The sequence below is a fragment of the Streptosporangium sp. NPDC004379 genome (assembly GCF_042873875.1).
Lineage (GTDB): Bacteria > Actinomycetota > Actinomycetes > Streptosporangiales > Streptosporangiaceae > Streptosporangium.
The window spans coordinates 1-13894 of the sequence record NZ_JBIAMC010000001.1 but is presented as its reverse complement, the minus strand read 5'-3'; the positions used below and the strand labels follow the sequence as shown (position 1 = coordinate 13894).

Here is a 13894-nt window from a genome sequence, read left to right as displayed (position 1 = left end):
GGGGAAGACCCGGCCGGGGGCCGTCATCCGGGCCGCCCGGCTCCCCGCTCCTCCCTTTGTGCCGGGCGGAGCGGCGAGCCGGTGTCAGGCCGGACTTCGGCGCAGGGCGCGGCGGCGCCGTACCTTGCGCACCGCCCACCAGCCGAACAGGGCGAGGACCACCACCCCGACGACCACCAGGACCGGCATGAAGACGGCGACCAGGCTCATGCCGAGCGAGCCGGCGTCCTCCAGGGTGCTGACCACGGGGGCGCCCACCCCGGCGGTCGAGACGTTGACGACCGGCCTGGCGGTGGACTTCATCAGGTGTACGGCCAGCGCGATCGCGATGCCCAGCACCCAGCTCAGCCAGGGGTTGTGGCTCATCCAGGTCGAGCCGTCGAGCCGGGCCGCCGCCTCGGTGGCGCTGAACACCACGCCGCCGGAGGCCGGGCGGACGACCGTCTGGATCATGTCGTTGACGCTGTCGACCGCAGGGACCTTGTCGAGCACGATCTCGGCGAGCAGCAGCACGCCGATGATCGCGAGCACCCAGCCGTTGGACAGCCAGGCGAACTCGCTCGGCAGCCGTACCTCGTCGGTGAGGTTGGCGAGGACGCCGACGACCAGCAGCGGGATGTAGGCGTTGAGCCCGGCCGCCGTGGAAAGCCCCAGACCGGTTAATGCCGCGAGCATCGTGTCTCCTCCGTGTGTCGCCCTTCCCTCAACGAACGATCACGGGGCAAAGATCCCGCCCCGGCGGACCACGGCGGCGGAGGGAGTCCCGGGAGGTGCGGGGGTCACGGTGTACCCGAGGTCACCGCGGCGGTGGAGGAGGCCCCTGGAGGTGCGGGGGTCATGGCGTACCCGGGATCACCGCGCCGTCGGACGGAACGGTGATCCCGGGAGCCGAGACGGCTCCGGGGGAGCCGTCGGCGGCGAGGTGGGGCGGGAGCCAGCCGTGGCCGGGGACGTGGCGGCGGACCACCCTGGCCGGGACGCCGGCGATCACGCTGTGGTCGGGGAACTCGCCGCGGACCACGGCCCCGGCGGCGACCACGCACTGCCGGCCGATCCGGGTGCCCGGCAGGATGATCGCGCCGGTGCCCAGCCAGGAGCCGGAGCCGATGACCACGGGGTTGTTGCGGGGCCACTGGCGGCCGATCGGCGTCTCGGGGTCGTCGTAGACGTGGTTCTGGTCGGTGATGTAGACGTAGGGGCCGGTGAAGACGTGGTCGCCGATGTCGATCGACTGGTGCCCGACGATGTGACCGCCCCGGCCGATGGAGCAGTGCCGGCCGATCCGCACGATGCCGTCGGGGCCGAGGTCCGCTCCCGGGGCCATGCCGGCGGAGAGGGAGACCCGCTCGCCGACGAGGGTCTCCTCGCCGATCTCGATCCACTGCTCGCCGAAGACCGCGCCGGGGGGGAAGGCCAGGCGGGCGCCCTCGCCCAGGCGACGGAACCGGTAGCCGCCGGGGCCGGCCGGGGTGATCTCGCCGGCGGCGCGGAGCGCGGACCAGCCGCGGTGGACAAGAGCGCTGAGGGTGCGCCTCAACACCCCATGTACTGACATAAGGGCATAAGTTACCGGTCAGGGGTTTACCTGGGGAATGCGGGGCAGGGGCAGGTGACGGGGCGGTTCGCGACGGTCGTTTGATATTCTGAGAGCCCGTGGACAGTAGGCCCCTATCAGGGGGTGCCTGCAGCTCTATCGCGACCACGGGAGACTTCTTGCGCAGCGCCGCACAAACCAAGCATCTGTTCGTCACCGGCGGCGTCGCCTCCAGTCTCGGTAAGGGACTGACGGCGTCGAGCCTCGGACGCCTCCTCAAGCTGCGTGGCCTGCGAGTCACCATGCAGAAGCTGGACCCCTACCTCAACGTCGACCCCGGGACGATGAACCCGTTCCAGCACGGTGAGGTGTTCGTCACCGACGACGGAGCCGAGACCGACCTCGACGTCGGCCACTACGAGCGTTTCCTCGACACCGAGCTGCACGGCTCAGCGAACGTGACCACCGGCCAGGTGTACTCCAATGTGATCGCCAAGGAGCGCCGCGGAGAGTACCTCGGAGACACCGTCCAGGTCATCCCGCACATCACCAACGAGATCAAGGACCGCATCCGGTCCATGGCCGGCCCCGACGTCGACGTGGTCATCACCGAGGTCGGCGGGACCGTCGGCGACATCGAGTCGCTGCCCTTCCTGGAGGCCGTCCGCCAGGTCCGTCACGAGGTCGGCCGCGACAACGTGTTCTTCCTCCACGTCTCGCTTCTCCCGTACATCGGGCCGAGCGGCGAGCTGAAGACCAAGCCGACCCAGCACTCCGTGGCCGCGCTGCGCAGCATCGGCATCCAGCCCGACGCCATCGTCCTGCGCTCGGACCGGCCGGTCGCCGCCCCGATCAAGCGCAAGATCAGCCTGATGTGCGACGTCGACGAGGACGCCGTCGTCTCGGCCGTGGACGCCGCGAGCATCTACGACATTCCCAAGGTCCTGCACACGGAGGGCCTGGACGCCTACGTCGTCCGCCGCCTCGGCCTGCCCTTCCGCGACGTCGGCTGGAAGGAGTGGGAGCAACTCCTGCGCCGGGTGCACCACCCGGCCAGGGAGGTCACGATCGCGCTCGTCGGCAAGTACATCGACCTGCCCGACGCCTACCTGTCGGTCACCGAGGCGATGCGGGCCGGCGGCTTCGCCAACGACGCCCGCGTCAACATCCGCTGGGTCAAGAGCGACGACTGCGAGACCCCCGAGGGCGCCGCCCGCGAGCTCGACGGCGTGGACGGCGTGCTCATCCCCGGCGGCTTCGGCGTGCGCGGCATCGAGGGCAAGCTCGGCGCGATCCGGCACGCCCGGGAGAACAAGGTCCCGCTGCTCGGCATCTGCCTGGGCATGCAGTGCATGGTCATCGAGGCCGCCCGCAACCTCGCGGGCATCGAGGACGCCGGCAGCACCGAGTTCGACCCCGAGACGCCGCACCCGGTGATCTCCACCATGGCCGACCAGAAGGACGTCGTCGCCGGCGACCGCGACATGGGCGGCACCATGCGGCTGGGCCTCTACCCCGCCAAGCTCACCGAGGGCTCGCTCGCCCGCCGGCTGTACGGCAAGGCCAGGGCCGAAGAGCGCCACCGTCACCGCTACGAGGTCAACAACTCCTACCGCGCCGACCTGGAGAAGATCGGCATGGTCTTCTCCGGCCTGTCGCCCGACGGCCGCCTGGTGGAGTACGCCGAGCTGCCCGCCGACGTCCACCCGTTCTTCATCGGCACCCAGGCGCACCCGGAGTTCCGCTCCCGGCCGACCCGCGCGCACCCGCTGTTCTCGGGTCTCGTCTCCGCCGCCCTGGCCTACGCCGAGGCCCGGAGCGACGCGGCGAAGACCGGGCGGGGCAAGTGAGCGCGCCCGAGCCGCGGGCGGGCCGTGCCGGCGGATCCGGCGCCCCCAACGCCTCTGAGCCGGACGGGCCGGACGGGCCGGTGGCGGACCGGGCGGACGCCTCCGCCGGTTCCGGGGTCCCCGAGGTCGTCGACGCCCCGGCGGAGTGGAAGGTCGTCTCCTCGGCCGAGCACTTCTCCGGGCGGGTCATCACCGCGCTGACCGAACGGGTCGTCATGCCGGACGGGGACGGCGAGGACGAGGTCGTCGCGCGTGACTACGTCCGCCACCCCGGGTCGGTGGCCGTGGTGGCGCTCGACGACGAGGACCGGGTCCTGATGATCCGCCAGTACCGCCACCCGGTCCGGCGGCTGCTGTGGGAGCTGCCCGCCGGGCTGCGCGACGTCGACGGCGAGCCGCTGCACGCCGGGGCGGCGCGGGAGCTGGCCGAGGAGGCGGGCTACCGCGCGCGGACCTGGCACACCCTCGTCGACGCCTTCACCTCGCCGGGGATGACGGACGAGCGGACCCGGATCTTCCTCGCCAGGGACCTCAGCCCCATCTCCGACGGGGAGCTGGACTTCGTCCGGCGGCACGAGGAGGCCGACATGCCGGTGGTGTGGATTCCCCTGTCCGAAGCGGTTCGGCGTGCCCTGGCGGGAATGATCCACAATTCCCAGGCCGTGGCCGGTATTCTCGCCGCATACGCCGCTTCGGCGGACGCTTTCGCCTCTCTGCGGCCCGCCGACGCACCGGAGGCATGACGGGAGGACACCCTGAGCGAGACGGAGGCCGTCCTCGAGAGCTACCTCGCCCACCTCGCGGTGGAGCGGGGGCTGGCCGCCAACACACTGGCCTCCTACCGCCGTGACCTCCTGCGGTACACCGCGCATCTGAGGAACCGCGGCCGCATCGCCCTCGGCGAGGTCGTCGAGGGCGACGTCACGGCCTTCCTGACCGCGCTCGGGGACGGCGACGAGGACCACCAGGCCCTCGTCGCCAGCTCCGTGGCGCGCGCCGCCTCCGCCGTACGCGGACTGCACCGCTTCGCGCTGCGCGAGGGCCTGTCCGGGCGGGACCCCGCGCACGCGGTGCGCCCGCCACGCCGCCTGCGGCGGCTGCCCAAGGCGATCAGCGTGGCGGAGGTGGAGCGCCTCATCGCCGCCGCCGGGCCCGAGGACGCGCCGCTCACCATCCGCAACCGGGCGCTGCTGGAGCTGCTGTACGGCACCGGCGCCCGCATCTCCGAGGCCGTCGGGCTCGCCGTGGACGACGTCGACCTGGACGCCGGGATCCAGCGGGTACGGCTGCGCGGCAAGGACGGGCGGGTCCGCGCGGTGCCGCTGGGCCGCTTCGCCAGGGAGGCGCTCGGCGCCTATCTCACCCGCGGGCGCCCTCGAATCGCCGCCCGGGGAAGGGGCGGCCAGGGGCTGTTCCTCAACGCCAGGGGCGGCAGGCTGACCAGGCAGGGAGCCTGGGAGGTGCTCCAGGCCGCCGCCGAGCGCGGGGGACTGGCCGGAATCTCCCCCCATATCTTGCGACATTCGTTCGCAACACACCTCCTGGACGGGGGTGTGGACGTTAGGGTGGTTCAGGAGCTGCTCGGCCACGCCTCGGTGACGACCACGCAGGTCTATACCCTGGTCACGGTCGACAAGCTCCGGGAGGCGTACGCCGCCGCGCGCCCCCGCGCGCGGCATTGAGCTTGCTTGTGTTCGGGCGTGCCGCCTTGCCGCATACGTGTTGACGCCATAGTGTCCGTCCGGACGGTCCGGTTCGAGGCCGTCAGGGAGGTTCAACTGGTGACTGTGACCACCGACGGTTCTGCTCGGGGAACGACCCCGGGAAACCCCGAGAATCCCTGGGGCGACACCAAGACCGCGGGGAGCCCTCACCCGGGGGGAGTCCTCGGCCCCACCGGGCGGCCCCGCCCGGTCTTCCCCGATCCGCCCCCGCGCACGGTACACGGACCGGCGCGCGTCGTGGCCATGGTGAACCAGAAGGGCGGGGTCGGCAAGACCACCACCACCATCAACCTGGGCGCGGCGCTGGCCGAGGCCGGGCTGAGGGTGCTGCTGGTCGACTTCGACCCGCAGGGCGCCCTCTCGGTCGGCCTGGGCATCAACCCCCACCAGCTCGACCTGACGGTCTACAACCTCCTGATGGACCCGCAGATCACCGCCAGGGAAGTCCTGATGGAGACCGGCGTCGAGGGCATGGACCTCCTGCCGAGCAACATCGACCTGTCCGCGGCCGAGGTCCAGCTCGTCACCGAGGTCGCCCGCGAACAGGTGCTCGGCCGGGTGATCAAGCCGCTGCTGCCCGAGTACGACGTCTGCCTGATCGACTGCCAGCCCTCGCTGGGCCTGCTCACGATCAACGCGCTGGCCTGCGCGCACGGCGTCATGGTCCCGCTGGAGTGCGAGTTCTTCGCGCTGCGAGGCGTCGCGCTGCTCATGGACACCATCGTGAAGGTCCAGCAGCGCATCAACGAGGACCTGGTCATCGAGGGCCTGCTCGCCACCATGTACGACGCGCGCACCCTGCACGGCCGTGAGGTGCTGGCCCGGGTGGTCGAGGCGTTCGACGAGAAGGTATTCCACACCGTGATCAACCGTACGGTCCGCTTCCCGGACGCCACGGTGGCCGGTGAGCCCATCACCAGCTTCGACTCCTCCTCACTGGGCGCCAGCGCCTACCGCGAGCTGGCCCGCGAGGTCCTGGCCAGGTGGAGCGCCGAGGAGCACGCCCAGGAACGCTGACCCGCCGCGGGAGAGGCGTCCGGGGGACGGGCGCGGTGGAGCGCCGGGGGTGACCCGGCGTGACGAGCGTGGACGGGCGCGGTGGCGCGCCGGGGGCGATGGGCGCGGCCGGGGTACGGGACAATGGCGGGATGACCGAGCAGCCGCTGCCGGCCGGGCAGGCAGAGCCGGCCGCCGACACCTTCCGGGTCCGCCTGGAGGTCTTCGAGGGTCCCTTCGACCTGCTGCTCGGCCTGATCGCCAAGCACAAGCTGGACATCACCGAGGTCTCCCTCAGCCAGGTCACCGACGAGTTCATCTCCTACATCCGCGCCAGGGGACCGGAGTGGGACCTCGACCAGACGAGCCACTTCCTGCTCGTCGCGGCGACCCTGCTCGACCTGAAGGCGGCCCGGCTGCTGCCGTCCGGCGAGGTGGACGACGAGGAGGACCTCGCCCTGCTGGAGGCTCGCGACCTGCTGTTCGCCCGCCTCCTGCAGTACCGGGCCTACAAGGAGGTCGCGAAGGTCTTCTCCGGCCGGATGGCAGAGGAGGCGCTGCGCTTCCCCCGGGTCGTCCCCATGGAGGCGCGGTTCGCGGGCCTGCTGCCCGAACTGGTGCTGGGCATCGGTCCCGAGCGCCTCGCGGAGATCGCGCGGCGGGCCTTCACCCCCAAGGCGCCGCCCTCGGTGTCGGTCTCCCACATCTACCAGCCGCTCGCCAATGTCCGCGAGCAGGCGGTTATCCTTGTCGAGCGGCTGAGGCGGATCCGCAGGGCGACGTTCCGGGCGCTCACCTCCGACTGCGCCGGCACCTTCGAGGTCGTCGCGCGTTTCCTGGCCGTCCTGGAGCTCTACCGGGAGGGGGCCGTCTCCTTCGAGCAGGTCGAGCCTCTGGGAGAGCTGCACGTGACCTGGACGGGCAGCGACGACGGCGATGTCGCCGTGGCGGACGACTACGACGAGAGCGGCGGGAAAGAGCCTTCATGACCGACGTGGCGCCCGAGGCCGGCCTGCGAGCCGGGCTTGAGGCCATCCTGCTCGTGGTGGACGAACCGGTCGCCGAGGTCACCCTGGCCCAGGTGCTCGAACGCCCCGTCCCGGAGATCGCCGCCGCCTTGCGCGCGCTGTCGGCGGAATACACCGCCGCCGGACGGGGTTTCGATCTGAGAGAGGTCGCGGGCGGCTGGCGGTTCTACACGCGGGCCGAGTGCGCGTCCCTCGTGGAGCGGTTCGTCCGCGACGGCCAGCAGGCGCGGCTCACCCAGGCCGCGCTGGAGACCCTGGCCGTCGTCGCCTACCGCCAGCCGGTCAGCCGGGCCAGGGTGGCGGCGATCCGGGGCGTCAACAGCGACGGCGTGATGCGCACGCTGGTGGCGAGGGGGCTGGTCGAGGAGGCCGGCACCGACTCCGACAGCCAGGCACTTCTTTACCGAACGACCTCGTACTTTCTCGAACGGATGGGCCTGCGGGACCTCGAGGAGCTTCCCGAGCTGGCACCGTTCCTTCCCGACGACGTGGAAAACCTAGAGGAGCAGAAGCAGTGAACGACAGGCGTAGCACCCCGTCCGGTGATGGACGCGGTCGAGGCCGCGGCGGAGCCCCGCGCGGCGGCGGCCCCCGCGGAGGCGGCGGCACCCGGGGAGGATCCGGGGCCGGCGGGTTCCGCGGCGGATCCCGGGGCGGCTTCCGCTCCGACGCGCCGCGCCGCGACGACCGCTCCGGCGGCCCGCGCCGCGACGACCGGTCCGACGCGCCCCGGCGTGACGACCGCGAGGGCTTCCGCGCCGAGCGCGGTGGTTCGCGTGGCGGGTACGGCTCCGGCCGCGACGACCGCTTCGGCGGTCCCCGCCGCGACGACGCCCCCCGGGGAGGCTCCGGCCGTGGCGAGCGTTTCGGCGGTCCGCGCCGTGACGATCGTTCGGGCGGTCCGCGCCGTGACGACCGTTCCGGCGGCTTCCGCCGCGATGACCGTGGCGGATCCCGTTCCGACGCGCCCCGATTCCGGTCCGACGCGCCGCGCCGTGACGACCGCTTCGGTGGTCCGCGCCGTGACGACCGTTCCGGCGCTCCGCGCCGCGATGACCGTTTCGGTGGTCCCCGGCGCGACGACCGTGAGGGCTTCCGCGCCGAGCGCGGCGGTTCGCGTGGCGGGTACGGCTCCGGCCGTGACGACCGTTCCGCCGGTCCCCGCCGTGACGACCGCTTCGGCGGTTCCGGCGGCGGCGAGCGCTTCGGTGGTCCCCGCCGTGATGACCGTTCCGCCGGTCCCCGCCGCGATGACCGTTTCGGTGGTCCCCGGCGTGACGACCGTGAGGGCTTCCGCGCCGAGCGCGGCGGTTCGCGCGACCGTTTCGGCGGTCCGCGCCGTGACGACGCCCCCCGGGGCAGCTCCGGCCGTGACGACCGCTTCGGCGGTTCCGGTCGTGAGGAGCGCTTCGACGCCCCCCGCCGTGACGACCGTTCCGGCGGCCCCCGCCGCGACGACGCCCCCCGGGGCGGCTCCCGCGGCCGATTCGGCAGGACCGGCCGCCGGGACGAGATCCAGACGATCGGCGGCGCGCGGTCCGGCTCGTACGGCGAGCGCCGGAGCCCGGCCGGCCGCGCCTCCGGGGCCCCTGCCGCGCGCAGGCCCGGCGGGACCGCGAACGACCGGTTCAAGACCGCCCGCCAGCCGCGCCGCGACCCCGACTTCTACGACGCCGACTACACCGACGAGCGCGACACCACCGAGGTCCCCGGCGGAGTTCGGCTGCAGAAGGTCCTCGCCCAGGCGGGCGTGGCCAGCCGCCGGGCCTGCGAGGAGATGATCGGCGAGGGCCGCGTGACGGTCGACGGTCAGGTCGTCCGCCGCTTCGGCGCCCGCGTCGACCCGGCCAAGCAGGTCATCCACGTGGACGGCAAGCGCCTGCCGACCATGCCCGACCTGGTCTACCTCGCGATCAACAAGCCCATCGGCGTCGTCAGCACCATGGCCGACCCCGAGGGCCGTCCCTCGCTGGCCGACTACGTCGCCGACCGCACCGAGCGGCTCTTCCACGTCGGCCGTCTCGACACCGAGACCGAGGGCCTGATCCTGCTCACCAACGACGGCGAGCTGGCCAACCGGCTCACCCACCCCAGCTACGGCGTGCAGAAGAAGTACTGGGCGAAGGTACCGGGCAAGATCGAGCGCGACCTCGGCCGCCGCCTGCAGAAGGGCATCGAGCTGGAGGACGGCATCGCCAAGGCCGACTCCTTCGGCGTGGTCCAGGAGCACGGCCAGCAGGCGCTGGTGGAGATCGTCCTGCACGAGGGCCGCAAGCACGTCGTGCGCCGCATGCTGGAGGAGGTCGGCCACCCGGTCATCGACCTCGCCCGCATCGAGTTCGGCCCGGTCAAGCTCGGCCGCCTCAAGCCGGGCACGGTCCGCGCGCTGACCCTCAAGGAAGTCGGCGAGCTCTACGCCGCCGTCGGCCTGTAATCTCGGATACACACGCGTTCGGGGCACACCGGACCCGTCCCGCTTCGGGCGGGTCCGGCGTGCACATGAAGGGGGAGCGGCGATGGTGCGGGCGATCCGCGGGGCGATCCAGGTCGACGGAAACGACCGGGAGTCCGTCCTGTCCGGTGTCACCGAGCTGGTCACCGAGGTGATGGAGCGCAACAGGCTCACCACCGACGACGTGATCAGCGTCATCTTCACCGCCACCCCCGATCTGACCGCGGAGTTCCCCGCCCTGGCCGCCCGCAAGCTCGGCTTCCACGACGTGCCGCTCATCTGCGCGTCCGAGATCGACGTCCCGGGCGCGCTGCCCCGCGTCGTCCGGCTGATGGCCCACGTGGAGACCGACCGGCCGCGCCAGGAGATCCAGCACGTCTACCTGCGCGGCGCGGTCGCCCTGCGGGTGGACATCGCCCAGTGAGCCCAGCGAGCCCGGCGGCGGTCTGACCGGTGATTCCGGCGGTGATCCGGGCGGCGGTCCCGCCGCGGTCACCGCGGAGGATCGCTCCGGCCCCGCCACGAGCCCCAGCACCCTAAGGACAGACGTGAGCGGCCTCGAAAACGTCCTCGTCGTCGGCACCGGCCTGATCGGCACGTCGGTGGCCCTCGCCCTGCGCGGGCAGGACGTCACCGTCCACCTCGCCGACCGCGACCCGGCCTCCGTACGGCTGGCCCGCGAGCTGGGCGCCGGCGTCGAGTGGGCCGGTGGGACCGTGGACATGGCGGTCATCGCGGTCCCGCCGCAGGCGGTGGCGGGCCAGCTCGCGGAGCTGCAGCGGGCCGGGGCGGCCCGTTTCTACACCGACGTCGCCAGCGTCAAGGCGCTCCCGCTCCGGCAGGCCGCCGAGGTCGGCTGCGACCTGGCCACCTACGTCGCCGGGCACCCGCTCGCGGGCCGGGAGCGCTCCGGTCCCGCGGCGGCCCGCGCGGACCTGTTCCTGGGCCGCCCCTGGGCGCTGTGCCCCACGGACAAGACCTCGCCCGACGCGGTGGAGGCCCTGCGCCTGCTGATCAAGCTCTGCGGCGGTGAGGCCGTACAGGTCGAGGCGGCCGAGCACGACCGGGCCGTCGCGGTCGTCTCGCACGCCCCGCACGTGACCGCCTCCGCGGTGGCCGCCCGGCTCGCCGAGGCGCCGGCCACCGCGCTCGGCCTCGCCGGGCAGGGCGTCCGCGACGTCACGCGCATCGCGGCCGGGGACCCGAACCTGTGGACGGGCATCCTGTCGGGCAACGCGCTGCCGGTGGCCGACGTGCTGGAGGCGGTGGCGGCCGATCTCGCCGCCGCCGCGGCCTCGCTGCGCGCCTCGGCCGGCCCGGACGCCGAGGGCGCCCAGGGCGCTCCGGGCGCCGGGGACGCCCCGGCAGACCCGGAGGCCATGGGCAGGGTCACCGAACTGCTGCGCCGCGGTGTCGCGGGCACCGGCCTCATCCCCGGCAAGCACGGCGGCCCGGCGCGCGACTACGCGACCGTCCAGGTCATCATCGGCGACCGGCCGGGCGAGCTGGCCCGGCTGTTCCAGGTGGCCAGGGACGCGGGCGTCAACATCGAGGACGTCCGGCTGGAGCACGCCCCCGGTCTGCCGCTGGGCGCGGCGGATCTGCTCGTGCAGCCGGAGGCGGTGCCGGCGCTGACGGAGGCGCTGCGCGCCCACGGCTGGCACCTGCCCTGACCGGGGCGGGACGGTGGCCCGGAAGCCCGCCGTGGCACCCGCTCCGGCGCGGCGGAGACCGTGACGGGGGCCGTGACGGGGCGGTGGGCCCGGTCTCCGATGCGAGGTTGCGGTCCCGCTGCCGGTAGCCTCGTACGGACAACTGAAGCGGGCTGTAAGGGAGAGGCGCCGTGGCCGGACTGGTCGTCGCCATGGACGGTCCTTCGGGGTCGGGCAAGTCGAGTGCGTCGCGCGGGGTCGCGCGGGCGCTGGGGCTGCGTTATCTCGACACCGGGGCGATGTACCGGGCGATCACGTGGTGGATGCTGCAGCGGGAGGTCGATCTCGCCGACCCCGCGGCGATCGCGGCCAGGGCGTCGGAGCCGGTCCTCTCGATGGGCACCGACCCCGACGCGCCCACGGTCGCCGTCGACGGCGCCGACGCCGCCGGGCCCATCCGGACGGCCGAGGTCACCGCGGCGGTCTCCGCCGTCAGCGCGGTTCCCGAGGTGCGACGGCGGCTGGTGACCGAGCAGCGTGAGATCATCGGGGCGGGCGACATCGTCGTCGAGGGCCGTGACATCGGCACGGTCGTGGCACCCGAGGCCCCGGTCAAGATCTACCTGACCGCGAGCGCGGACGCCCGCGCGCTCCGCCGTACGGCGGAGCTCGCCGGCACCACGGTGGAGGCGCAGAAGGCCGCGATGGCCCGGCGCGACACCCTGGACTCGACGCGGAAGACCGACCCGCTGGCGAAGGCGGCCGACGCCGTCGAAATCGACACCACGGCGCTGAACCTCGAAGAGGTCATCGCCGGGGTGCTGCGTCTGATTAAGGAAAAAGCGTGAGTGAAGACAGCGGCTGGATCGACGCTGAGCTGACCGATCCAGGCACCGAGAACAGCTCTCCGGAGGCGGGCCCCGACCTGGGACCGCAGCCGGTCGTGGCCGTGGTGGGCCGTCCCAACGTGGGCAAGTCCACCCTGGTCAACAGGATCATCGGCCGTCGTGAGGCGGTCGTGGAGGACGTGCCGGGTGTGACCCGCGACCGGGTCACCTACGACGCCGCCTGGCGCGGACGCAGGTTCACGGTGGTCGACACCGGCGGGTGGGACCCCGACGCGACCGGCATGGCGTTGCGGATCGCCGAGCAGGCGCAGATCGCAGCCGACCTGGCCGACGTGATCCTGTTCGTGGTGGACGCGACCGTGGGCGTGACCGACGCCGACGAGATCGTCGGCCACGTGCTGCGCGGTTCCGGCAAGCCGGTCATCCTCGCCGCCAACAAGGTCGACAACCAGCAGATGGAGCTGGAGGCCGCCGCGCTGTGGTCCCTCGGCCTGGGCGAGCCGCAGCCGGTCTCCGCCCTGCACGGCCGCTCCAGCGGCGACCTGCTCGACGTGATCCTCGACGCGCTGCCGGAGACGCCGAAGCAGAGCTTCGAGGCCGAGCGCGGGCCGCGCCGGGTGGCCCTGGTGGGCAAGCCCAACGTCGGCAAGTCCTCGCTGCTGAACAAGCTCGCGGGGGAGGAGCGCGTCCTCGTCGACCCGATGGCCGGCACCACCCGCGACCCGGTGGACGAGCTGATCCAGCTCGGCGGCCGGACGTGGCGCTTCGTGGACACCGCGGGCATCCGCCGCCGCGACCGCGAGCTGAAGGGCGCCGACTTCTACGCGAGCATGCGCACCCGGGCCGCACTGGAGCGGTCGGAGGTCGCGGTCGTGCTCATCGACGCCGGTGAGGTGCTGACCGAGCAGGACCTGCGGATCATCTCCCTGGTCATCGAGTCCGGCCGGGCCATGGTGGTGGCGTTCAACAAGTGGGACATCGTCGACGAGGACCGCCGCTACTACCTGGAGAAGGAGATCGACCGCCAGCTCGTCCGCGTCCCGTGGGCGCTGCGGGTCAACATCTCCGCCCTGACGGGCTGGCATGTCGACCGGCTCGTCCCGGCGCTGGAGAAGGCGCTGGACTCCTGGTCCACCCGCGTTCCCACGGCGCGGCTCAACGCCTTCCTCACCGAGCTGGTCGCGGCGACGCCGCCGCCGGTCCGGGGCGGCAAGCAGCCGAAGATCCTCTTCGCCACGCAGGCGTCGACGGAGCCGCCGAAGTTCGTGTTGTTCACCTCCGGCTTCCTGGAGGAGACCTACCGTCGCTTCGTCGAGCGGCGGATCCGCGAGGAGTTCGGCTTCGCCGGGTCCCCGATCGAGGTCACCATGAAGATCCGTGAGAAGCGGCAGTCCTCGGGGGCGAAGAGGAAGTAGCCGTCGAGGGAGAGAAGCCACGGGCGGCCCGGCGCGCGCGCCGGGCCGCCCGTCGTTCTTCGGGGGACGACGCCCGGGACGACGCCCGGTACGGCCCGGGCGGCCACGGGAGTTGACGCGTTCGCTCCGGCTGTGGCATCCTGAAGGTGGCACCGAGGTTGACATACCTAGTAGGTGTGGACATTCGTTTCCCATATGGGTTATGCTGCTCCCTCGCGCTGCCCTCCGACGCCCTGGATTTTCGCCGGGGCGTTTTGGCGTGCGCGCAGTTCGATTCCATCCGTGCTCCCCGGAAGGACGTCTGTTGGCAGCCTCGCGCAACGCCTCCGCCGTACCCGCTGGTCCCCGTCGTGTGTCGTTCGCACGCATCCAGGAACCGCTTGAGGTTCCCGACC

Annotated in this window: 13 protein-coding genes; 11 read left to right on the top strand and 2 right to left on the bottom strand. The window is 72.7% G+C overall.

The window, feature by feature from the left end:
- Positions 1–84: 84 nt before the first annotated feature.
- Both ACFYSC_RS00065 and ACFYSC_RS00060 read right to left on the bottom strand, forming a co-directional pair.
- Entirely contained in the window at positions 85–675 is a 591-nt protein-coding gene (locus ACFYSC_RS00065; RefSeq protein ID WP_389954445.1) for a DUF4126 domain-containing protein, read from the bottom strand.
- A 160-nt stretch (positions 676–835) separates the two neighbouring features.
- On the bottom strand, positions 836–1555 hold the full coding sequence (locus tag ACFYSC_RS00060) for an acyltransferase (protein ID WP_389954443.1): 720 nt from the start codon (positions 1553–1555) through the stop codon (positions 836–838).
- Positions 1556–1713: 158 nt separating this feature from the next.
- Here ACFYSC_RS00060 and ACFYSC_RS00055 point away from each other — a divergent pair, with 158 nt between their 5' ends.
- The 11 genes from ACFYSC_RS00055 (at position 1714) to der (ending at position 13499) form a co-directional block, all read left to right on the top strand.
- Complete coding sequence (locus tag ACFYSC_RS00055) at positions 1714–3384, top strand: CTP synthase (protein WP_389954440.1); 1671 nt, start codon at positions 1714–1716, stop codon at positions 3382–3384.
- Between the two features lie 80 nt (positions 3385–3464).
- The gene (locus ACFYSC_RS00050; RefSeq protein WP_389954437.1) at positions 3465–4127 is read left to right on the top strand and encodes an NUDIX domain-containing protein; all 663 of its coding nucleotides are present in this window, start codon (positions 3465–3467) and stop codon (positions 4125–4127) included.
- A 12-nt stretch (positions 4128–4139) separates the two neighbouring features.
- On the top strand, positions 4140–5066 hold the full coding sequence (locus ACFYSC_RS00045) for a tyrosine recombinase (protein ID WP_389956253.1): 927 nt from the start codon (positions 4140–4142) through the stop codon (positions 5064–5066).
- A 99-nt stretch (positions 5067–5165) separates the two neighbouring features.
- On the top strand, positions 5166–6125 hold the full coding sequence (locus tag ACFYSC_RS00040) for a ParA family protein (RefSeq protein WP_362945317.1): 960 nt from the start codon (positions 5166–5168) through the stop codon (positions 6123–6125).
- Between the two features lie 131 nt (positions 6126–6256).
- Positions 6257–7093, top strand: coding sequence for a segregation and condensation protein A (locus ACFYSC_RS00035; RefSeq protein ID WP_389954434.1), 837 nt, complete (start codon positions 6257–6259; stop codon positions 7091–7093).
- Entirely contained in the window at positions 7090–7650 is a 561-nt protein-coding gene (gene scpB / locus ACFYSC_RS00030) for an SMC-Scp complex subunit ScpB (protein WP_362945313.1), read from the top strand. The genes ACFYSC_RS00035 and scpB overlap by 4 nt, the downstream gene beginning before the upstream one ends.
- Complete coding sequence (locus tag ACFYSC_RS00025) at positions 7647–9566, top strand: pseudouridine synthase (protein WP_389954429.1); 1920 nt, start codon at positions 7647–7649, stop codon at positions 9564–9566. Before scpB ends, ACFYSC_RS00025 begins: the two co-directional genes overlap by 4 nt.
- A gap of 82 nt (positions 9567–9648) precedes the next feature.
- Positions 9649–10008 (top strand): chorismate mutase, encoded by a 360-nt coding sequence (gene aroH / locus ACFYSC_RS00020; RefSeq protein ID WP_389954426.1) that lies wholly within the window; start codon positions 9649–9651, stop codon positions 10006–10008.
- A gap of 124 nt (positions 10009–10132) precedes the next feature.
- Entirely contained in the window at positions 10133–11257 is a 1125-nt protein-coding gene (locus ACFYSC_RS00015) for a prephenate dehydrogenase (protein ID WP_389954424.1), read from the top strand.
- A gap of 170 nt (positions 11258–11427) precedes the next feature.
- Positions 11428–12084 (top strand): (d)CMP kinase, encoded by a 657-nt coding sequence (gene cmk, locus ACFYSC_RS00010; protein ID WP_389954422.1) that lies wholly within the window; start codon positions 11428–11430, stop codon positions 12082–12084.
- Positions 12085–12113: 29 nt separating this feature from the next.
- A complete protein-coding gene (gene der, locus ACFYSC_RS00005) occupies positions 12114–13499 on the top strand; it encodes a ribosome biogenesis GTPase Der (protein ID WP_389956250.1) in 1386 nt (461 codons plus the stop codon).
- The last annotated feature ends 395 nt before the right edge of the window (positions 13500–13894 follow it).

Excerpts from the sequence above, each read along its gene's own strand:
- aroH (WP_389954426.1), top strand. The coding sequence starts at position 9,649 with ATGGTGCGGGCGATCCGCGGGGCGATCCAGGTCGACGGAAACGACCGG.
- scpB (WP_362945313.1), top strand. The coding sequence starts at position 7,090 with ATGACCGACGTGGCGCCCGAGGCCGGCCTGCGAGCCGGGCTTGAGGCC.
- ACFYSC_RS00035 (WP_389954434.1), top strand. The coding sequence starts at position 6,257 with ATGACCGAGCAGCCGCTGCCGGCCGGGCAGGCAGAGCCGGCCGCCGAC.
- ACFYSC_RS00060 (WP_389954443.1), bottom strand. The coding sequence starts at position 1,555 with ATGTCAGTACATGGGGTGTTGAGGCGCACCCTCAGCGCTCTTGTCCAC.
- ACFYSC_RS00065 (WP_389954445.1), bottom strand. The coding sequence starts at position 675 with ATGCTCGCGGCATTAACCGGTCTGGGGCTTTCCACGGCGGCCGGGCTC.